The organism is Sulfitobacter sp. W027 (assembly GCF_025143985.1).
Taxonomy (GTDB): Bacteria; Pseudomonadota; Alphaproteobacteria; order Rhodobacterales; family Rhodobacteraceae; genus Sulfitobacter.
The window spans coordinates 2,902,660-2,922,752 of record NZ_CP083564.1 but is presented as its reverse complement, the minus strand read 5'-3'; the positions used below and the strand labels follow the sequence as shown (position 1 = coordinate 2,922,752).

Here is a 20,093-nt window from a genome sequence, read left to right as displayed (position 1 = left end):
GCAGGGCCTGCCATTTGGCTCTGCCGGCGGTCCCCGCCACGGAAGCCGTGCCCCTGTCCGGTGTATTGGACAACTGTGTTGATGTAGGGGTGCAAGGGTTTCTGGGCGGGGGCCGTTCTATTCCGCCGCGCCGCCTTTGGTGCAGCATAACGCCCCGGACATCAGCGGGGCGCCCAGTGGTGTTGACCCAAGGGCGTGGGGGTAAATTTGCAACGCTCTGCGCCATTTCGCCTATTCTGAGCCGTCATTTCACCGGCTGCATGTTCCCTCAATGGTTGAGGTGTCCTATCAAGAATGCTCTATTTTTATCAAATGAGCATTTGAGCGCCGCCCTATGGTGACCCCCCTTTCAGACCGCTACCTTGCCTTGAAAGAGCAGCAACCTGACCTCAAAACCGATGAGATGTTGCGCATTTTGGCGCAGGATATGGGGCTGAATAACCTGTCCTATCTGGGGTTCCACAAGACGACGTCCGGCAACAGCGATCCGGTCATTCATACGACCTATGACCCTGCTTGGCTGGCGCGCTATCAAGAAGAAAGCTATCACCTGATCGACCCGGTGGTCGACCAATCCCTTGAGGGCACCTTGCCCGTGGATTGGAGCGAATTGCCCAAGGTCGACCGAACCACGCGCAACTTTTTCGGGGAGGCGATGGAGTTTGGCGTGCGTCAGAATGGTGTGTCGATCCCCATTCGGGACCACCTGCATGGTAGGGCGGTGCTGACGCTGAACTCTGACCTGCGCATTCACGAATGGCGCAAATACAAGCGCGGGATCATCGCTGATGCGATCTATCTGGGCTGCCTGATCCAAAGCGATATTGTGGCAGGCATCAGCGGCGCGCCACTGGGCCGCGGTTAAGCAACCGCGAGAAGGAGGTGCTGAAATGGGCGGCTGTGGGCAAGACGGCATGGGAAACGGCGCAGATCATGACAGTCTCTAACAGCACCGTGAACCACCATCTTTATAACGCTTGCGCCAAGCTGGAGGTGGTGAACAAGACCCATGCGGTGGCCAAGGCTATCCGAGCGCAGATCATCACGGTTTGATCCAGATGGCAGGGCTTTGCAAAGCCCTGCGCGTCGCGGTAAGCCGCCGCCAACATAGGAGAGCGATATGGAACTGCGCGACAAACGTATTTTGGTCACTGGCGGTAGCGATGGGATCGGGCGACATATCTGCCTGAAACTGGCAGAAACCGGTGCGCGGCTGGCCATGCTGGGCCGCGATGAGAAGCGTCTGCAAGCAGTGGCAGAGGCCTGCCAAGCTGCAGGCGCGCCGGAGGCGGTGGGGCTGACCTGCGACCTGCAAGACCCTTCGGCGATTGCGCAGACCGCCGCGCAGGTGGTGGAACGCTTCGGCGGCTTGGACATTCTGATCAACAACGCCGGGATCTGGCACAAGGCCGGGCCGCTCGACACAATCGCGCCCGAGATGTTGCAAGCTACGGTACAGACCAATCTGACAGGCTTGATGCAGATGACACAGGCCACGCTGCCCGCATTGCGCGACAACGACGAGGCGATCATCCTCAATGTCGTTTCCAAATCCGGGGTCGTGGCGCAGGCCGGGCAGTCGGTCTATACGGCCACAAAATACGGCGTGCGCGGCTTTACCGAAGTGCTGAAGGCAGATGAGGAGGGCACCGGCGTGCGGGTTGGTGGGCTCTATCAGTCGGGGACCAATACCGGCATGTTCGCCAAGGCGGGCGAGGATGTGCCGAACCACATTTTTACCGAGCCGGATGATCTGGCGGATGTGGTGGTCTTTGTCCTTTCGCGCCCGCCGAAACTATGGATTCACGATATCCGCATCGAACTTTAGGGGAGGCAGAGCCGATCAGGCTGTCTTTTGCAGTACTCCGGCATCCGCCTTTGGGGGGAGATCACCCTCCGCCCCGATGCCAAATTCGACATGGAAAGTCGATCCGACGTCAACTTCGCTTTCGTAAAAAAGATCCCCCGCCATCTGCCGCGCCAGTTGGCGGGAGATATGCAGACCAAGGCCAGAGCCTTGGGTCGATTTCTGACCGTCGCCGTCCAACTGCCCGAAGCGGCCAAAGACCCGTTCCTCCATCCCCTCGGGGATACCCCGCCCATGATCGCGGATCGAAATCCGCACCCGGCCTTGGTGGGTCGTCAACGTCCCCTCCACGGTATCGCCCACATGAGAGAATTTCACCGCGTTCGAGATTAGATTGTCGACCACCTGCCGGATCGCAAAGGCATCACCTAAGACCACGGCGGGTTGGCCGATCTTGCCGATATCAAGTCTGATGCCACGCTCATGGGCGTACATGCGATTTTCTTCGATGCTTTCGCGCAGCAGGGCGGGCAGATCGACGGGCAGCCATTCAAGCGACAATGCCTGCACTTCAAGCTTTTGCACCAACAGGATATTGTCCACCAGCCGCGACAAGCGCACCCCGTTGCGGTGGGCGATGTCGAGCGAGGAACGCAGCGGGCCTTTGACCTCGCCTAGCTTGCCGCTGAGCGCCAAGGCCAAGCCGCCTTTCAGGGAGGTCAGCGGCGTGCGCAGCTCATGGCTCACGACCGAGATGAATTCGTCCTTGGCGCGGTTGGCCTTATCGGCCTCATTCAGCGCTTGTTCAAGGGCCGTGGTGGTGGCAATCCGTTCGGTCACATCGAGGAAGGTAACGCTCCAGCCAATTGCGGGGCCTGCGGGGGTAAGCGGGTTTTCGATGGGGTGGATGCGTGGCTCATAAAGGCGGTCGTTACAGGTAATATGCGACGAGCTGCCTTCGGCAGTTTGCGCCTTGATCCCGGCGATCAGATCGTCGCCAAGGTCCGGATCCGTAAGCAACCCGCTGCGCTTGGCCGCGGCGTTCGTGCGAATGACATGACGGCGCGCGTCCAGCAGAATGAGCGGTTCGCTCATCGTGTCGAACAAGGTGGATTGCCCGACCGAGGGCATGTCCATCGTCTTGTTCGTGACCAACAGCCATGAAAAAGCGAAGATGCCCAAGGTGAACATGAAGGCCGTCGGATCAAGCCCAAGCACCGTGAAGCCAAATAGCGCATAGGCGGCATTTGCCGCCAGCGGGGTCAGGGTGATCACCACCAGCATCGTGAGCAGCGGCCAAGCAGCCCGTTTCGCCCGCAAAAAGGCGCGCCCCAGCCAGATGAGTGTCGCCATCACGAAGCAATAGAGCACCGCAAGCACAAGAAAATACCCTGCGCCATGGTCAAAGGTGATTTGATCCTCACCGGCGTGGATCGCGGTCTCGGTCGTGTAGATCAGGTGATGGGAGTCGTTCGTCGCGGCAAGGACAAAGGCCGTCAGTGGCACGGCGATAAGGGCCAAAAGGCTCGCCCTGCCACGCGCTTGGTTCGAGGGGCCGACATAGTCAAAGATAAAGAAACACCATGCCACCGGGACCAGCCCATGACCCAACCATGCCAATTGAGCCTGTTGCATCTGGCAAGCGTAGCTGGGCGTTGCCGCCTCGGCCCCGACCATCATCAGGGTCCAGATCATCCCGAAAAAGGTCAGCGCGTAGTAAATCTTGCCATGGAACTGTTGGAACTTAAGTGTCCAAAACGCGACAGCTGCAGCGATCGTGCTGACGGCGATCACGGCCCAATAGACCGGGTCCAGCATCAGCCCTTGAAAACACGTTAGCATGGCAGAGTTACCTATGAGCCAAATACAATGAGCGCAGATCAGCATTAAAATACGGCGCAAGTTGGGCGCAGTAGTGGCGTATTAATGCAGGTTGATGCAACCCTTGGGTGTGAACGAGCCCGGTTTGCTGCGAATTTTATTCTGCGGTGGGCGGCACCTGTAGGCGATGCAATGCGACATCAAGGATCCCTGGGAGCGTGGTTTTGCGTGAGTTTGGGCGCGAGGAGGCTTTAGGCCGCGGCGGCGAAATCTGTCTTAACCGGCCCCAGACGAAGGCCCGCCGCTCATGTCCGTTCGTCAGAGCCCCGCCAAGCGCGCTGGTTTTACTACGTGAAATTACCGCCAAAAAGAACGCCCGGAGACAAGGTTTCGACGCATTCCTTGGAGAATACTAGCATGATTATCTTGAGGTTAAAAAATGTTAACAGTTGCTCATTCTATGCGCTCTGACCACGATATGACGTTGGTCCTGCTTGCGGCGCTATTGTGTACTTTCGGCAGTTGGGTGATCACAAATCTTTACCGACATGCGCTTAAGCAGACCCCGCGTCAGGCGCTGTTGTGGTATTTTATGACCGCTGTGACCTCGGGTATCGCCATTTGGTGTACGCATTTTATCGCAATCCTCGCCTATCAGCCTGATGCCCCGGTAAGCTTTGACCTTGGCCTCACTTTTGCATCGCTGGTGATCGCGATCCTTGGCTGTACCATCGGCATCCTGATCGCCGGGATGTTCCGGCTTTGGGCAACGACCGTAATTGGCGGAGTGATCTTGGGCCTGTCGATTTCGGCCATGCACTACACCGGAATGGTCGCCTATCGGGTCGAAGGGATCATTCATTGGGATCAGACCTATCTGATCGCCTCCGTCATTCTTGCTATGGTGTTCGCGACGGTAGCCTTGTTCTTTGGCATGCAGGACGCGAAATATGCCACGTTGAAGATGACCCTCACCTTTGCGCTGGCGATTGTCGGGCTGCACTTCACCGGGATGGCCGCCTTCCATGTGACGCCGACCACATTGATGGGGGGCTATAGCAACCCGGATGAGTTCAAGCTGCTGGCACTGGTGATCGCGGGAACCGCTGCGATGATCGTGCTCGGGGGGCTGTTCACCTATTTCATCGAAAACCGCACGCGGATGGAGAATATCGTCGAGTTGCGCCAGGCACGGGACGAGGCGCGCAATGCCAGCCGCGCCAAGTCAGAGTTCATGAGCGTGCTGAGCCATGAGCTTCGCACCCCTCTGACGATCATCAACGGCTACGCCAGTTTTTTGACGAACCTCAAAGGCCATACCATGGCCAAGCTGAAGCCGAATGAGCCGATCACCAAGGTCCATTTCGACGAGCTGGGCGATCAGACAGAGCGCTACGGGGGTCGGATCAAATCCGCTGGCGACCATCTGTTGACCATTATCAACGAACTCCTGGACTACACCAGCATCGAGTTGAACTCGATCAAGCTTAACAAAACCTGTTTTCAACCCGGTGACCTCCTCGCCGAGTTGGAGGAGCAGTTTCAGGGCCTTGCAAAGGAAAAGCAGTCACTGCTGGAGATCGAATTTGATGGGTTCAACGTTTTGGCCGACCGGGGGCGCTGCAAGCAGATCCTCATCAACTTGCTGGGCAACGCATTGAAATTTTCCGCGGCCTCCAACATCCGGATGCGGGCCAAGATGATTGGCGAGACGTGCCGTCTAGAAGTGGAAGACAACGGCTGCGGGATGCCCGCGGAGGACCTCGAGCGGATTTTCCAAGCCTTTATCCAAGCTGAGACTGCGACCAAAAGCGCGGAGGGTGGCACGGGGCTGGGCCTTGCGATCAGCAAAAAGCTTGCCGCGGCGCATGAGGGTGACATTCAGGTTGAAAGCACCATCGGAGTCGGGACGAAGTTCACCGTTGACCTGCCAAATTGCGCGTCGGTGATTGAAGCGGAAAAGGCGCTCGCTGCGGCCTGAGGGGCAGTGGGGCGCTTGGGCTACGCGGTCCGTATGGGCGAACTGACAAAGCGGACATGCAAATGGCGCTCCCTGAAGGATTCGAACCCTCGACCTGCCGATTAGAAGTCGGCTGCTCTATCCAGCTGAGCTAAGGGAGCACTCGGCCGCTTATAGGGGCAAGCCTTGCCTTGCATCAAGAGGAACCCGACGCCATCCGGGCGGGTTGAGTTGTCATCTGATAGAGAACCCAACGGAGGACAGCCATGTATCTGCGCAATATCCTACTCGGGGCCGCTTTGGCCGCTACGGGCGCCGCTACGGCGCAGGCCGAAGGCCACATGCAAACGGCGGCGACCGCTCAGGTGGCTGGCAATGCTGACGATATCAACGGCAGTGTTACGCTGAACACGACCGCTTCGGGCCGGACCTTGGTCAAGATCGACGTGACAGGCGTTCCGGCGGGCACGCATGGTGTGCACCTCCATGAGACCGGCGATTGCTCGGCGGAGGACTTCAAATCGGCGGGCGGCCATATTGCGGGGGATCACCAACATGGTGTGCTCGTCGACGGTGGGCCGCACCCCGGTGACATGCCAAATATGGTCGTAGGCGAAGATGGGGTGCTTCAAGCCGAAGTCTTCCTCGACCTGCTCGACATTGAGGCCATGATCAAAGACGACGATGGCGCTGCCTTTGTCATTCACGACGGGGCGGATGACTATACCTCGCAGCCAGCAGGCGACGCGGGGTCGCGGATTGCCTGTGGGGTGTTTGAAGCGTCCTGACGCGGTCTGAGCAACTAAACAATTCCTCCTGTCCCGCCTGTCGGGGCAGGGGTTTTCTGCGGTAACATATTTGCAACGCTCATGGCGCTCGCCCAATTGCCGTCCAATCTTCGCCATATTTCAAAGCGAATGAATGCCCTCACGAGAATGAAGGTCATAAGACCTCGAGATCTAAGGGGCGCGTGCAGTGGGTTATCAATTTACCGTCTATGATTGGTCTATGTTCGAGACCCCGTCGGACTTGTCGGAGGCCAATCTGACCGGCGATGTGCAGGCCAACGATAGCGCGGCGCGCTACTACGACAGCTCCAAACCCAGTTGGCTGGATCAGGATTTTACCTTCAAGGGCGGCGAAGGTACGGATATCGTTATCAATGACGATGACGCCTATTTTGACGATGGATACGTCGAACAAGGCGGTGCGCAGACCCTCGCACAGCCTGTAACGATAAACGGGGTCACCTACCCCGCAGGGTCAGTTCTTGAGAATGAATTCTCGCTCATTGACGCCTCTGGCACAGAGGTCTACGTCCTGCGGATTGACGGGCAGAACGTGGGCTTTGTCTATCCGGCAGCGGATCAACCCTCGGCGGGGGAAAGCTTTTCCGCATCCTCTTCGCGCAACGGTCACGCGATGGACAGTGCGGATGGGGAAAGCTCCTCTGTCCGCTATGCTTCAACCGACACACGGCCCGGTGTTGTCGAAGGCACCTCTGAGGGAGAGAGCATCGACGCGCAATATACCGATGCCGACGGCGACAGCATTGATGATGGGAACGGTGGCGGGGCAGAGGGCAACGACGATGTGGTCTATGGCGGCGATGGCGCCGACCGGATCAACGCGGGCGCAGGCGATGATACCGTCTATGGCGAGGCGGGCCGCGACTATATTGAAGGAGGGGCGGGCGACGATTCCCTCGACGGCGGTGCGAGCAATGACACGCTCAGCGGGGGCGAGGGGGCAGACACCCTAAACGGCGGCGCCTGCCATGACATGATCGACGGCGGCGCCGGCGATGACGTGATTGACGGCGGCAGCGGCAACGACCAGCTTTATGACGGCGATGGCAACGACCGGGTCGAGGGCGGCGCGGGGAATGATACCTTCTACATGGGCGGGGGGAATGACAGCTTCTCTGGCGGCACGGGCATGGACCGCTTCGTGGCCAATGATGGTTTCGGCAATGATACGGTCGATGGAGGCGGCGGAGACTATGACACCGATTACATCGATTTCCGCGGCCACAGCCAAAGCGTCACCGTCACCTTCACCGGATTTGAGCAGGGCACCGCGCGGGCGGGCGATGATCAGGTCACCTTTACCGACATCGAAGCCATCTATCTCTCTGAACAGTCTGACCGGATTGATGGCACGGCCAGCAGCGGGGCCATGGCTGTCAGCGCGGGCGACGGGGGTGACACGGTGCTCGGCGGCTCTGGCGATGATTACTTCCTTGGCGGGGCGGGCAATGACAGCATTGCGGGGAATGCGGGCCATGACACGATCTATGGCGGCACCGGAGATGATACCATCAGCGGCGGAGCGGGGGATGATTTACTCTACGGGGAAACAGGCCATGACAGCATCAGCGGTGGTGAGGGCGCGGACCTGATCTATGGCGGTGAGGGGGACGACACGCTCCACGGCGGCGCTGGCGGCGATACGCTTTATGGCGGTGACGGTGCGGATGAGATCGACGGCGGCACGGGTAACGATCTGATCTACGGCGGTGCCGATAATGACCATCTTGAAGGCGGTGAGGGGGATGACATTCTCCACGGCGGCGGCGGCAATGACGCGCTCTCTGGCGGGGCGGGGAATGACAAGCTCTTCGGTAACGAGGGGTCTGATCGCATGAGTGGTGGTCAAGGCAACGACTATGTCGACGGGGGCGCGGGCGACGACTATCTCTCAGGCGATGACGGCAGTGGCGCGGGCGGCAATGACACCCTTGCTGGCGGGGCAGGGAATGACACGCTGGACGGGGGCGCGGGTGATGACCAGCTGATCGGCGGTGACGGCAACGACCTGTTCCGGGTCAGCGAAGGGCATGACACGGTCAACGATTTTGGCGTTGGCAATACCGGGCGCGCGGGCGACGGAGACCCCAGCAACAACGATTCCCTCGATCTGGGGGCCTATTATGACAGCCTTGATGAACTGCGCGCCGACCAAGCCGATGACGGGGTCTTGAACCAATCCAACACCCATGACGACGAAGGCAACGCCGTCGACTACACCGATAACGCGCGGTTCGAGCAAAGCTCTCTCACGGTGAAGAATGCCACGCCAGACAGCTATACCTATGACAACACCGGGATCGTCTGCTTTGCCGCAGGAACCGAGGTACAGACCCCCCAAGGTTCGGTGGCGATTGAGACGCTCAAACCCGGTGATCTGGTAGAGACATTGGACCATGGGCCACAGCCGCTTTTGTGGATCGGTCAGCGTCATGTCAGCGATGCTGAGCTGACCGCGAATGAGGAGCTGCGCCCGGTACGGATCGCCAAGGGGGCCTTGGACAACCGCCGCGCGATGCTGGTGTCGCGCCAGCACGGCATGATGATCGGCGATAGCCACCTTGTACGCGCCATCCATCTGGCCCGCGATATGCCCGGCGTGCGCATCGCCCATGGCAAACGCGAAGTCACCTATGTGCATCTGTTCTTTGCGCAGCATGAGATCATCTTTGCCGAAGGCATACCGAGTGAGAGTTTCTATCCCGGTCGCACTGCCTTGCGGATGCTCTCTGCCGAGGCGCGCGCAGAGTTTGCCCGACTGGTACCTGCTTTGGCCAAGGCGGAAACGGCAGGGCAGGGTGATCCGGCAGAAGCTGCCTATGGCCCCACTGCGCGGCCTTTCGTGAAACTATGTGACATGCGGCTTTCCTCGCTCGCAGCCTAGACCCAATGTAAAAGACGACTGCTCGCAGCCTCCTTCGCCAAAGCTAAACCTGCGAATCGCAGACAGGCAGCTATCTCGGGTCGTGCTGGGCGGGGATATCGCTACACTTGGGTTAGTACTGCCTTCGATAGCCACCGGAAGGCGAGGGCACAGGTCGAATGCTCAGAATCCATGCGCGGTTCGACCCGGTTAGGTGTAAGGATGGTTCGTGATTCAACGACAGGCAACTATGCTCTCGCACTCAGACCGACCCGCAGCGCTGGACGTTAGTCGAGAGCCCGGCGCTGATGCGAGGGAGGATGTATATAACGGAATGAGAGGTTCATGGTGCTGCTGGAGAGAATTGAACTCTCGACCTCTCCCTTACCAAGGGAGTGCTCTACCTCTGAGCTACAGCAGCGCCGTGGGCGGGTGATTAGCCGCAATCGAAATGGGGCGCAACCCCTGATCTGGACGCTTCGTGCACCCTGCGCTAGATAGGCGGCATGGCAAAGCAAAACGTCCCAGAAAAGACCGCCAAAACGCCGAGCGCGCGCGACGCGCGGTTGAAGGCTGCGCTCAAGGCCAATATGGCCCGGCGCAAGGCGCAAGCGCGTGCGCGGGCCGAGGATGTGGCGCAGGATACAGGCAATGACCCCCAAGGGTCGGAAAAGGACAGCTGAACGATGGATTCTATTCTGGTCAGGGGCGGCGGTGAGCTGAACGGGCAAATTCCCATCGCGGGGGCCAAGAACGCCTGTCTGGCGCTGATGCCGGCGACGTTGCTGAGCGAAGAGCCGCTGACGCTGACCAACGCGCCGCGCCTGAGTGACATCCGCACGATGACCGAGCTTTTGCGCTCTCTGGGTGCCGAAGTGGCCTCGATGCAAGACGGCAAGGTTATCACAATGGCCAGCCATGGTGAGATCAACACCCGCGCGGAATACGACATCGTGCGCAAGATGCGGGCGTCTAACCTAGTGCTGGGTCCGCTGCTGGCCCGTGAAGGCCATGCCGAAGTTTCCCTCCCCGGTGGCTGCGCTATTGGCGCGCGGCCAATGGACATCCACACCGATGGGCTGGCGAAGATGGGCGCGGAAATCGATCTGCGTGACGGCTATCTTTACGCCAAGGCTGAGGGTGGCAAGCTCAAGGGGGCGGTGATCGACTTCCCCTTCGCCTCTGTCGGTGCGACCGAGAACATCCTGATGGCCGCAACGCTGGCAAAAGGCACGACCGTCATCAACAACGCTGCACGGGAGCCTGAGATCGTCGATCTCGCGGACTGTCTGCGGGCCATGGGCGCGCAGATTGAGGGTGACGGCACACCGAGCATCACCATTCAGGGCGTCGACAGCCTGCATGGCGCGACCCACAAGGTGGTAACCGACCGAATCGAGCTTGGCACCTATATGTTGGCGCCCGCTTTTTGCGGCGGCGAGGTCGAACTGCTGGGCGGGCGGATCGACTTGCTGCAAGCCTTCTGTGAAAAGCTCGACGCGGCAGGGATTGAAGTGACTGAGACCGAAGCAGGCCTCAAGGTCGCGCGGCGCAACGGGCGCATCTCGGCGGTGGATGTCACGACCGAGCCTTTCCCCGGCTTCCCGACAGACCTTCAGGCGCAGATGATGGCGCTGCTCTGCACGGCGGAAGGGACCTCCGTGTTGGAGGAAAAGATTTTTGAAAACCGCTTCATGCATGCGCCGGAACTGATCCGCATGGGCGCGCGGATTGACGTGCACGGCGGCACGGCCAAGGTCACCGGGGTTGAAAAGCTCAAAGGTGCGCCGGTGATGGCGACCGATCTGCGGGCCTCCATCTCGCTGATCCTTGCCGGGCTGGCCGCCATTGGCGAGACCACGGTAAGCCGGGTCTACCACCTTGATCGCGGCTATGAGCATGTGGTGTCGAAACTGCGCGGCGTGGGTGCGGATATCGAAAGGATCAGTGGCAAATGACCGAAGATGCACGTTTCGAAGACGGCCGCGAAGCACCCCTGAACCTCGGCGCGCTCGACGCCGAGGATCTGACGGTGATCGCCTCGCTTACCCAAGACGCTGTCTTTCCCGCCTCGGAAATGCGCTGGCACCGCACGGGCGCGCGTTTCGCGCTGCTGCTGAACCGGCTGCGGCATGAGGATACGGGTGCTGCACGTCACGCGCCCGAACGTGTGCAATCGGTACTGATGTTCAACAACGTGCAGCGTGTGGCGAGCCAAGGTGTGCCCAAGGGCGACGCCGATACGATCCTATCGCTGCTCGACATCACTTTTGAGGAAAGCGACGCACCCTCAGGCCATGTCACCCTGACATTGGCCGGGGATGGCGCGATCCGATTGGAAGTCGAAGCGCTTGAAGTGACACTTAAGGATGTGACCCGTCCCTATGTCGCCCCCTCCAAAAAACGGCCCGTTCACCCCGAGTGACATCCCGTCACGGTGGCAAGGATCGCGAGATGCCTGAACTTAAACAGAATAGATTTACCCGGGGGCGCGTTGCGGCCCTCATGACCGAGGCCACCGGCTGGGCGCTTTTGCTGCTTGGGGTGGCGCTGGCGGTGCGGCATCTGTTGGGCACGGTCACATTACCGGGGCTTTTGGCTCCTGCAGCGGCGATCGCTGGCGGGCTGTTTGCCATTCTGGCAGCCCATGTCGCCCGCGCCGTTTTCGACAACGCCCAAGACACCCGCGCCATGCGTCTCGCGCAGCGCTCTGCCCCCAGTGCTGCCGTTAAAACCTCGGGTCTGCGTGCCGAACCCAGTCTGCGCCGTCCTTCCGCGCCTTGATACCTTTGGGCCAACCCCTCGCGGCGGCCCCCTTTTTCGAAAGCCTGCACCCATGCCCGTCACGCTCGATGCCACCGCACCCGATTTCGAAACCGCCTTTGACAAACTGCTCAACGCCAAGCGCGAGGATAGCCCCGATGTAGATGCCGTGGTGGCCGAGATCATCGCCGACGTCCGCGCCCGTGGCGACGCCGCCGTGATCGAACTATCGCAAAAATTCGACCGCGTGACCCTGACGCCTGAGACCCTGCGCATCAGTGCCGCAGAGGTCGACGCCGCCGTGGCCGAAGTCTCTCCCGAAGACCGCAAGGCGCTGGAACTCGCCGCCGACCGCATCCGCGCCTACCACGTCCGCCAACTGCCCGAAGACGCCGAATGGACCGACCCCGACGGCGCCACCCTCGGCTGGCGCTGGACGCCAGTCTCCGCCGCAGGCCTCTATGTTCCGGGTGGTCTGGCAAGCTATCCATCGTCGGTGCTGATGAACGCCATCCCCGCCAAGGTCGCAGGCGTCGAGCGCCTCGCCATGGTTGTGCCAACCCCCGACGGCGTGTTGAACCAGCTGGTCCTGCTCGCCGCCCGCATCGCCGGGGTGGATGAGATCTACCGCATCGGCGGCGCGCAAGCTGTGGCAGCACTGGCCTATGGCACCGCGACGATCCCGCCCGTCGATAAGATCACCGGCCCCGGCAACGCCTTTGTCGCCGCCGCCAAACGCCGGGTGTTCGGCAAGGTCGGCATCGACATGATCGCTGGCCCGTCGGAGATCCTCGTCATCGCCGATGGCGACAACGACCCTGATTTCATCGCGCTTGATCTGCTGAGCCAAGCCGAGCACGACGAGAGTGCCCAGAGCATCCTCATCACCACCGATGCTGACTTTGCCCGTGCCGTCGAAGAAGCCGTCGAAAAGCGCCTTCTGACCTTGGAACGCCGCGCCATCGCGGGCGTCAGTTGGCGGGACAACGGGGCGATCATCACCGTGCCGGACCTCGGCGCCGCCGCAGCCCTCAGCAACCGCATCGCGCCCGAACACCTCGAGCTTTGCGTTGCGGACCCCAAAGCGCTCTCGGCCAAGATCACCCACGCGGGCGCGATCTTCCTAGGCCAGTGGACGCCCGAAGCCATTGGCGACTATGTCGGCGGCCCGAACCACGTGCTGCCCACCGCCCGCTCTGCGCGGTTCTCCTCTGGCCTCTCGGTGCTGGACTTTATGAAACGCACAACGCTGGCCCAGATGTCGCCCGAAGCTCTGCGCGCCATCGGCCCCTCGGCGGAGCGGCTGGCGCAGTCCGAAAGCCTCGAAGCCCACGGCCTCTCGGTCACCGCGCGGCTGCGCAAGCTGAACACCTAGGGCAGGCCGCTGAGGGCATCGCCCTCCCTGGGGGGCGATCCTAACGTCGCAGGATGACACTCGGGTTCAACAAAGCGTTGGCCAATCCGTCTGCCGAAACGCTGCAAAATCGCCCTCCGGGGGGAGGGAGGGCGATGCCCGGTGTGCCACCGGGCGGGGCGCCAGAACGGACCCTACACCTTCACGTGATTGGCGCACAGAATCGGCTCAACCGTGCTATGATGCCCCCAATCCCCGCTGCGGGAACTGTCTGTTATCGCGGGGCAAACGCCCTTTTATGGGCTTCACCAAAGAGGTGTGCACCATGGCCAAGACAGCTCAACCCAAGATCATCGGCAACCCGCTGACCTTCGCGGCCCATACCGCGCAAAGCGGATCGCGCTATGTCGGCGACGGCATGCACGAACTTGGCGCTCATGACCACGCCCCCGTCGAATACTACGACCTCTCCCTGTCCGACCTCACCCAATCCCTGCGCAAAGGTCTCGATGATTTCGCCGCCATGCGCAGCGATGTGATGTTCATCGTGCTGGTCTACCCGGTCATTGGCCTGATGCTCGCCGTCTTCGCCATCAACCGCGACCTGCTGCCGCTGCTCTTCCCGCTGATCTCGGGCTTTGCCCTTCTTGGGCCGGTCGCCTCCATCGGCCTTTATGAACTCAGCCGCCGTCGCGAAGCGGGGCTGCCAACCGGCTGGGGCGATGCGTTCAACGTCATCAAATCCCCCTCCTTCACGCCCATTCTGGTGCTCGGCGGATACCTCCTGATGCTCTTTGCCGCATGGATGCTGGTGGCTTTCGGCCTCTACAACGTCACCCTTGGCCCCGAAGCGCCGACCTCGGCCATGGCGCTGCTCAACGATGTCTTCACCACCAGCGCCGGGCTCACCATGCTCATCGCGGGGCTGCTGATCGGCGGGGTCTTCGCTGCCGCTGTGCTGGCCTCCACCGTGGTTTCTTTCCCGATGCTACTCGACCGCCATGTCGGCCTGCCGCGCGCGGTCGCCACCTCCATAGAGGTGACCAAACGTAACCCGCTGGTCGTGGCCGCTTGGGGGGCGATCGTCGTGGCACTCCTCGCTATCGGGGTGCTCACGCTCTTTATCGGACTGATCGTGGTGCTGCCGGTGCTGGGCCACGCCACATGGCACCTCTACCGCGAAGCGGTGGTGCCGCGCCACGCAGAGCCTTGAGCGACACGCCCATAGGTCATCATCCCGCATTGCCCCCTTTGCAGTGCTGCGCTATCCACAATCGGTATCGCCAGCAAAAAGGATGCGCTGATGACCCGCATCACCCATATCGCGCTTGATGACGCGAACATGCCGCCGCCCACGCCCGAGATTGATCAGGAGCGTAAAGTCGCCATGTTCGACCTGCTGGAAGAGAACAGCTTTGTCCTGCCTGAGCGCGAAAAAGGCCCGGTGCCTTCCGGGCCTTACCACCTGTCGCTCTCCATCCGCGACAAGCGACTGGTGTTCGATGTGCAGACCGAAAAGGCTGAAAAAGCCGCGGAATTTCACCTTTCCCTAGGGCCGTTCCGGCAGGTGGTGAAGGATTACTTTCAAATTTGCGAAAGCTATTTCGAAGCGGTCAAGAAACTGCCTCCCAGCCAGATAGAGACGATCGACATGGCTCGGCGCGGTATCCACAACGAAGGCAGCAGGGTGCTGCAGGAGCGCTTGTCGGGCAAGGCCGAGATTGACACCGACACCGCGCGGCGGCTTTTTACCCTGATCTGCGTTCTGCATTTCGGCGGATAAATGAAGCAGGTGCTGCCTCAATCCGTTCTCTTCTGCTGCGACCATAACGCCGTCCGCTCGCCTATGGCTGAGGGGTTGATGAAAAAATTCTACGGCACCGGCACCTATGTGCAATCCGTGGGCGTGAAGAATGATATGGAGATCGACGGTTTCTCAATCGCCGTTTGCAGTGAGTTGGACGTGGAGCTGGCCCGTCACCGTAGCCGCAGTTTCGATGAGATGGAGGAGTGGGGCGACGATCTGGGGTCATTCGACCTTGTGATCGCGCTCAGCCCCGCGAGCCAGCGCCGGGCGCTGGAACTGACGCGGTTTTACCATCTCGACGTGGAATATTGGCCAATCCTTGATCCCACGGGACTGGGGGAGGGGCGAGAGGCCAAGCTCACCCAGTTTCGCGCCGCCCGCGATCAGATCGTCGGACGGCTGATTGACCGGTTCGGACCGCCGCTGAACGAAAGCTGAAAGGTTAGGTGTTGGAGCAAGCCGCCGCGGCGCTCTGACCGAAGGCTTTCCACGTGCTCCAGAAAGCATTGTGGCTTTTGTTGTCGGACTGGCGCATTTCCTGCAACCGATGGGGATCGCGGAAAATTTTGGCACCTTGGCGCTGGTCTGAGCGGGACAGAGTTTGATCCGCTACGGCTTGGACACAGCCGCAACGGGCGTGGCTCGATTCCCGGCGCCCATCGGCCAGACAGGCCTTTTGGATCGGTCCGGTGGCAAAAAGCACCGGGGAAGGCGAAAAGCGCCCCACGGCCGCATCGCTGGAATAGCGTGAACCGCCACAGCCCGCCAAGACGACGAGCGCCATCAAACTTACAACTGTCCGCATTGATTTGCCCTATTGTTTTGGACCACGGGGTTTTCCCCTTGTCGGCCCGGTCTGCTCTGCCGAACATTATGCCGCAAAACAGGCTGTCACGCAATTCTCCTTTGAGGCGGTTGGATGCTAAGGCCTGCGATAAAGCGCCGTGACCTGCGGATAGGGGGCTTGCGCGCGTTTATGGCCAATTGACGCAGCCGCGGCTCTGCGCCATATCCCCCTGCATGATACCGCTTGAAAACATCCGCAATTTCTCCATCGTCGCGCATATCGACCACGGGAAATCTACGCTCGCCGACCGGCTGATCCAATCCACCAAAACGGTGGCCGACCGGGATATGAAAGAACAGATGCTCGACAGCATGGATATCGAGCGCGAGCGCGGTATCACGATCAAGGCCCAGACCGTCCGGATCAACTACACCGCCGACGACGGGCAGGATTACATCCTCAACCTGATCGACACCCCTGGCCACGTCGATTTCGCCTATGAAGTCTCCCGCTCCATGCGCGCGGTCGAAGGCTCGCTGCTGGTTGTCGACAGCACCCAAGGGGTCGAGGCCCAGACACTGGCCAACGTCTACCACGCCATCGACGCGGACCACGAGATCGTCCCCGTCCTCAACAAGATCGACCTGCCCGCCGCCGATTGTGACCGCGTGGCCGAGCAGATCGAAGACGTCATCGGCATCGACGCTTCCGAGGCGATCCGCGTGTCGGCCAAAACCGGCATCGGCATCAAGGAAACGCTTGAGGCCATTGTCACCCGTCTGCCCGCCCCCAAAGGCACGCTCGACGCGCCGCTGAAAGCGATGCTGGTGGATTCGTGGTACGACAGCTACCTCGGCGTCATCGTCCTCGTCCGCATCATGGACGGCCAGCTTAAAAAGGGCGACCGCGTCCGCATGATGCAAAACGGCTCGGTCCACCATGTCGACCGCATCGGCGTCTTCCGCCCCGCGATGACGGAAATCGACGTGCTCGGCCCCGGCGAGATCGGCTTCCTCACCGCCTCGATCAAACAGGTCCGCGACACCCGCGTGGGTGACACGATCACCCATGAGAAAAAAGGCACCGACAAAGCGCTGCCGGGCTTCAAGCCATCGCAGCCCGTGGTCTTCTGTGGCCTCTTCCCCGTCGACGCCGCCGAATTCGAAGACCTGCGCGACAGCATCGAGAAACTCGCCCTCAACGACGCCAGCTTCTCCTACGAGATGGAAACCTCCGCCGCCCTCGGCTTTGGCTTCCGCTGCGGCTTCCTTGGCCTGCTGCACCTCGAAGTTATCCGCGACCGGATCGAGCGCGAATATGACATCGACCTCATCACCACCGCGCCCTCCGTTATCTACGACATCCACATGAAAGACGGCACCGTCGAGCAGTTGCACAACCCCGCCGACATGCCCGACCTCACCTACGTCGACCACATCGAAGAGCCGCGCATCAAGGCGACGATCCTCGTGCCGGACGAATACCTGGGCGACGTGCTGAAACTCTGCCAAGACCGCCGCGGTATGCAACTGGACCTCACCTACGCCGGCTCCCGCGCCATGGTCGTCTATGATCTGCCGCTCAATGAAGTGGTGTTCGACTTCTACGACCGCCTGAAATCAGTCACCAAGGGCTATGCGAGTTTCGACTACGCAATGATCGGCTACCGCACCGACGCGCTGGTGAAAATGTCGATTCTGGTGAACGACGAGCCCGTCGACGCGCTCTCGACCATGGTCCACCGCGACCGCGCCGAGACACGGGGCCGGGCGATGGTCGAAAAGCTCAAAGACCTGATCCCCCGACACATGTTCAAGATCCCGATCCAGGCGGCCATCGGCGGCAAGGTCATCGCGCGCGAGACGCTTTCGGCGATGCGCAAGGACGTAACCGCGAAGTGCTACGGTGGCGATGCGACGCGGAAGAAGAAGCTGCTGGAGAAGCAGAAGGCCGGTAAGAAGAAGATGCGCCAGTTCGGGAAGGTGGATATCCCGCAGGAGGCGTTTATTTCCGCTCTAAAAATGGACAGCTAAAAGCTGGCCATTTTTAGAGCGCGCGGGAGGCAGCGTATTGCGCAGCAATGCGCGTTCCCGCTCGGTTGTGTTCAAGAGGTCACAGCTATTTAAGACACTAGACTCCATCCGGTCGAAGCTGATGCGTTTCTCGACAGCTGAGATAAGGGCCAATACTCTCTGGACTGATTTAAGGAATAGAGGGTTATGAGTTTGTCTATTGATTTGTCAGAGCGGCCTGCGTCTGTGGACGCGGACATTGTACTATTGATCAAGTATGATGAAGAAACTTCTTCTGCGGCTCATGCATTCGAAATTGCCGCGGAACTAATTCGCTCGTTGGAGGATCTTGATCGCGTTTTGACGCAATCTATTGATCCGAAGTTAACTACAGCTTTGATAATAGAAGATCTTGAGAAATCTAGTCTCAAGGTTTTTTTGAAGAATGTATTGAAGGCCCTTCCAGACGAAGCGCTACGCGACGGAGATGTGAAGAAGCTGGTAGGGCATTTTCTGCTTAAAGGAAAGTATGCCGCAATTAGATGGCTTGATAAGCCGGAAGATGAGCCGAGGAGAATAGGTGACCTTACCGACGAAATAGCAAGGCTAGCTCGAGAAACTGATCTAAAGCAACTTCCCGACTACCCAGCTCCAAATCCGCATCGACTTGCCCAACCTCTCGATCGATTTCAGGAGGCGAAGAAGCGCTTTTCTGAAAACGAAAGTCTTACGATCACCTTGGGTGAGGACGAATATTCAGTTCAACTAGACCGAACTTGGCTCCCTTCTGAAGGAATTGAACCAGATGAAGGGGAGAAGGAGCTTATCAGCGAACAGGATCAATTCCTGATTATTGGGAAACCCGATTTCTTTGGGGAAACAAAATGGTCATTTCGGCATGGGAAAAAGAAAGTAAGCTATGAAGTTACCGACCAGGACTGGCTTTCTGAGTTCCGGTCGGGAGCTTATCCTATTAAGCCGGGTGACGCGCTGCGCGTAAGGATCCGAGTTAGGCATGTATACGATAAGAAGGGGGATCTTGTAGAAAGCTCTGAAGAGGTAGTTAAGGTTTTCTCGGTCATCGAAGGTGAGACTGAGGGTCCCTTGCTTATATAGTATGCCAAATCTTTGATTTGGCAGCGCCCGAACCGCCCCCACGGGGCGGGCGCTTCGCTTTTCCCCGCCCCTCGGTTCGGGCGCGGCGGTCCCAATCAACCACACCCAATCTATCCCCGGCCCAATTCTCGCGAATTGTGCGTTCGGCACTTTGAACAGTCCCCCGGACTGTTCAATCCGGCTGCGCCGGACCATGCCTCACCCCCACACGGGGCGGGCGCTTCGCTTTTCCCCGCCCCTCGGTTCGGGCGCGGCGGTCCCAATCAATCCCCAGCCCAGTTCCCGCGAATTCTGCGTTCGGCACGTTGAACAGTCCCCCGGACTGTTCAATCCGGCTGCGCCACCCTAAACCACCCCCATGACATGCCCCCTCTGCGCCACAGCCAGCGCCCCGCTCACCCAAACCCCGGTCCCCGGCGGCCCCGCTGACGCCAGCGCCGAAATCTGCCCAACCTGCGCCGAGCAAACCGCCAGCGACACGCCAGACCCGGCCCACTTCCGCGCCTTGGCCGCGACCATGTGGTCCGAAGACCCCGTCATTCAGGTCCTCGCCGCCCGCACCCTCGCCAAAATCCCCGAGCCTTGGGCCCGCGATCTTGCCGAGCAGCTCTACCTCGACGACGAAACCAGAGCATGGGCCGAGAACGTCCCCCAGCCCTCCGCCCATCGCGACAGCAACGGCGTGCCGCTGGCCTCGGGCGATACCGTGGTGCTGATCAAGGATCTCACCGTCAAGGGCGCGGGCTTCACCGCCAAACGCGGCACCGCCGTCCACCGCATCTCGCTGGTCGCCGACAACCCAGCCCAGATCGAGGGACGGGTTGAGAGCCAGCGCATCGTGATCCTGACTGAATTTGTGAAAAAACGCTGACGCCAACCCTGCGACGCGCATATGCACGCCCGGTGTACAGCCGGTGTACAATATGTGACATTTAACCTCTGATTAACAAATCTTCGCGCAACACTTCCACTTTGCGCGCCAAGCCTTTGTCAC

General features: G+C 60.2%; 19 protein-coding genes and 2 tRNA genes. 17 read left to right on the top strand and 4 right to left on the bottom strand.

What is annotated here, in order from left to right:
- The first annotated feature begins 334 nt into the window (after window positions 1-334).
- The 3 genes from K3759_RS14335 to K3759_RS14325 all read left to right on the top strand — a co-directional run bounded on the left by K3759_RS14335 (window position 335) and on the right by K3759_RS14325 (window position 1,828).
- Window positions 335-865: an autoinducer binding domain-containing protein gene (locus tag K3759_RS14335; RefSeq protein WP_259982791.1), complete on the top strand. Its 531-nt coding sequence runs from the start codon at window positions 335-337 to the stop codon at window positions 863-865.
- 17 nt (window positions 866-882) lie between these two features.
- Entirely contained in the window at window positions 883-1,053 is a 171-nt protein-coding gene (locus K3759_RS14330) for a helix-turn-helix domain-containing protein (RefSeq protein ID WP_259982790.1), read from the top strand.
- Between the two features lie 67 nt (window positions 1,054-1,120).
- Window positions 1,121-1,828, top strand: coding sequence for an SDR family oxidoreductase (locus K3759_RS14325; protein ID WP_259982788.1), 708 nt, complete (start codon window positions 1,121-1,123; stop codon window positions 1,826-1,828).
- Between the two features lie 15 nt (window positions 1,829-1,843).
- On the opposite strand, the gene K3759_RS14320 is transcribed toward K3759_RS14325, so the two are convergent.
- Complete coding sequence (locus K3759_RS14320; RefSeq protein WP_259982787.1) at window positions 1,844-3,649, bottom strand: histidine kinase N-terminal 7TM domain-containing protein; 1,806 nt, start codon at window positions 3,647-3,649, stop codon at window positions 1,844-1,846.
- Window positions 3,650-4,106: 457 nt separating this feature from the next.
- Between K3759_RS14320 and K3759_RS14315 the strand changes: the two genes are divergently transcribed.
- On the top strand, window positions 4,107-5,609 hold the full coding sequence (locus tag K3759_RS14315; protein WP_259982785.1) for an ATP-binding protein: 1,503 nt from the start codon (window positions 4,107-4,109) through the stop codon (window positions 5,607-5,609).
- Between the two features lie 63 nt (window positions 5,610-5,672).
- On the opposite strand, the gene K3759_RS14310 is transcribed toward K3759_RS14315, so the two are convergent.
- Window positions 5,673-5,749, bottom strand: a tRNA-Arg gene (locus K3759_RS14310).
- Window positions 5,750-5,854: 105 nt separating this feature from the next.
- Here K3759_RS14310 and K3759_RS14305 point away from each other — a divergent pair.
- Together K3759_RS14305 and K3759_RS14300 are read left to right on the top strand one after the other, a co-directional pair.
- Window positions 5,855-6,376, top strand: coding sequence for a superoxide dismutase family protein (locus tag K3759_RS14305; protein ID WP_259982783.1), 522 nt, complete (start codon window positions 5,855-5,857; stop codon window positions 6,374-6,376).
- 187 nt (window positions 6,377-6,563) lie between these two features.
- Entirely contained in the window at window positions 6,564-9,281 is a 2,718-nt protein-coding gene (locus tag K3759_RS14300; RefSeq protein ID WP_259982782.1) for a Hint domain-containing protein, read from the top strand.
- A 325-nt stretch (window positions 9,282-9,606) separates the two neighbouring features.
- On the opposite strand, the gene K3759_RS14295 is transcribed toward K3759_RS14300, so the two are convergent.
- Window positions 9,607-9,681: transfer RNA gene (locus K3759_RS14295), tRNA-Thr, on the bottom strand.
- A gap of 85 nt (window positions 9,682-9,766) precedes the next feature.
- Between K3759_RS14295 and K3759_RS14290 the strand changes: the two genes are divergently transcribed.
- The 8 genes from K3759_RS14290 (at window position 9,767) to K3759_RS14255 (ending at window position 15,622) form a co-directional block, all read left to right on the top strand.
- The gene (locus tag K3759_RS14290) at window positions 9,767-9,943 is read left to right on the top strand and encodes a hypothetical protein (protein ID WP_259982781.1); all 177 of its coding nucleotides are present in this window, start codon (window positions 9,767-9,769) and stop codon (window positions 9,941-9,943) included.
- A 3-nt stretch (window positions 9,944-9,946) separates the two neighbouring features.
- Window positions 9,947-11,218 (top strand): UDP-N-acetylglucosamine 1-carboxyvinyltransferase, encoded by a 1,272-nt coding sequence (gene murA / locus K3759_RS14285; protein ID WP_259982779.1) that lies wholly within the window; start codon window positions 9,947-9,949, stop codon window positions 11,216-11,218.
- Window positions 11,215-11,685 (top strand): DUF2948 family protein, encoded by a 471-nt coding sequence (locus tag K3759_RS14280; protein WP_259982777.1) that lies wholly within the window; start codon window positions 11,215-11,217, stop codon window positions 11,683-11,685. Before murA ends, K3759_RS14280 begins: the two co-directional genes overlap by 4 nt.
- Window positions 11,686-11,714: 29 nt before the next feature.
- Window positions 11,715-12,044 (top strand): hypothetical protein, encoded by a 330-nt coding sequence (locus K3759_RS14275; RefSeq protein ID WP_243261423.1) that lies wholly within the window; start codon window positions 11,715-11,717, stop codon window positions 12,042-12,044.
- A 52-nt stretch (window positions 12,045-12,096) separates the two neighbouring features.
- Window positions 12,097-13,398, top strand: a complete 1,302-nt coding sequence (gene hisD, locus K3759_RS14270; RefSeq protein WP_259982774.1) for a histidinol dehydrogenase — start codon at window positions 12,097-12,099, stop codon at window positions 13,396-13,398.
- 304 nt (window positions 13,399-13,702) lie between these two features.
- On the top strand, window positions 13,703-14,590 hold the full coding sequence (locus tag K3759_RS14265; RefSeq protein ID WP_259982772.1) for a DUF2189 domain-containing protein: 888 nt from the start codon (window positions 13,703-13,705) through the stop codon (window positions 14,588-14,590).
- A gap of 90 nt (window positions 14,591-14,680) precedes the next feature.
- Window positions 14,681-15,160 carry a UPF0262 family protein gene (locus K3759_RS14260; protein WP_259982770.1) on the top strand — a complete coding sequence of 160 codons (480 nt, stop codon included), beginning with the start codon at window positions 14,681-14,683 and terminating at the stop codon, window positions 15,158-15,160.
- The gene (locus K3759_RS14255; RefSeq protein ID WP_259982767.1) at window positions 15,161-15,622 is read left to right on the top strand and encodes a low molecular weight phosphatase family protein; all 462 of its coding nucleotides are present in this window, start codon (window positions 15,161-15,163) and stop codon (window positions 15,620-15,622) included. It abuts the gene before it with no gap.
- 4 nt (window positions 15,623-15,626) lie between these two features.
- Here K3759_RS14255 and K3759_RS14250 read toward each other — a convergent pair whose 3' ends face one another.
- Window positions 15,627-15,989, bottom strand: coding sequence for a hypothetical protein (locus K3759_RS14250; RefSeq protein WP_259982765.1), 363 nt, complete (start codon window positions 15,987-15,989; stop codon window positions 15,627-15,629).
- Between the two features lie 215 nt (window positions 15,990-16,204).
- Between K3759_RS14250 and lepA the strand changes: the two genes are divergently transcribed.
- The 3 genes from lepA to K3759_RS14235 all read left to right on the top strand — a co-directional run bounded on the left by lepA (window position 16,205) and on the right by K3759_RS14235 (window position 19,970).
- Window positions 16,205-18,004, top strand: coding sequence for a translation elongation factor 4 (lepA, locus tag K3759_RS14245; RefSeq protein WP_259982764.1), 1,800 nt, complete (start codon window positions 16,205-16,207; stop codon window positions 18,002-18,004).
- 186 nt (window positions 18,005-18,190) lie between these two features.
- Window positions 18,191-19,099: a hypothetical protein gene (locus tag K3759_RS14240; protein WP_259982763.1), complete on the top strand. Its 909-nt coding sequence runs from the start codon at window positions 18,191-18,193 to the stop codon at window positions 19,097-19,099.
- Window positions 19,100-19,457: 358 nt separating this feature from the next.
- Window positions 19,458-19,970 (top strand): alkylphosphonate utilization protein, encoded by a 513-nt coding sequence (locus tag K3759_RS14235; RefSeq protein WP_259982762.1) that lies wholly within the window; start codon window positions 19,458-19,460, stop codon window positions 19,968-19,970.
- Window positions 19,971-20,093 lie beyond the last annotated feature (123 nt).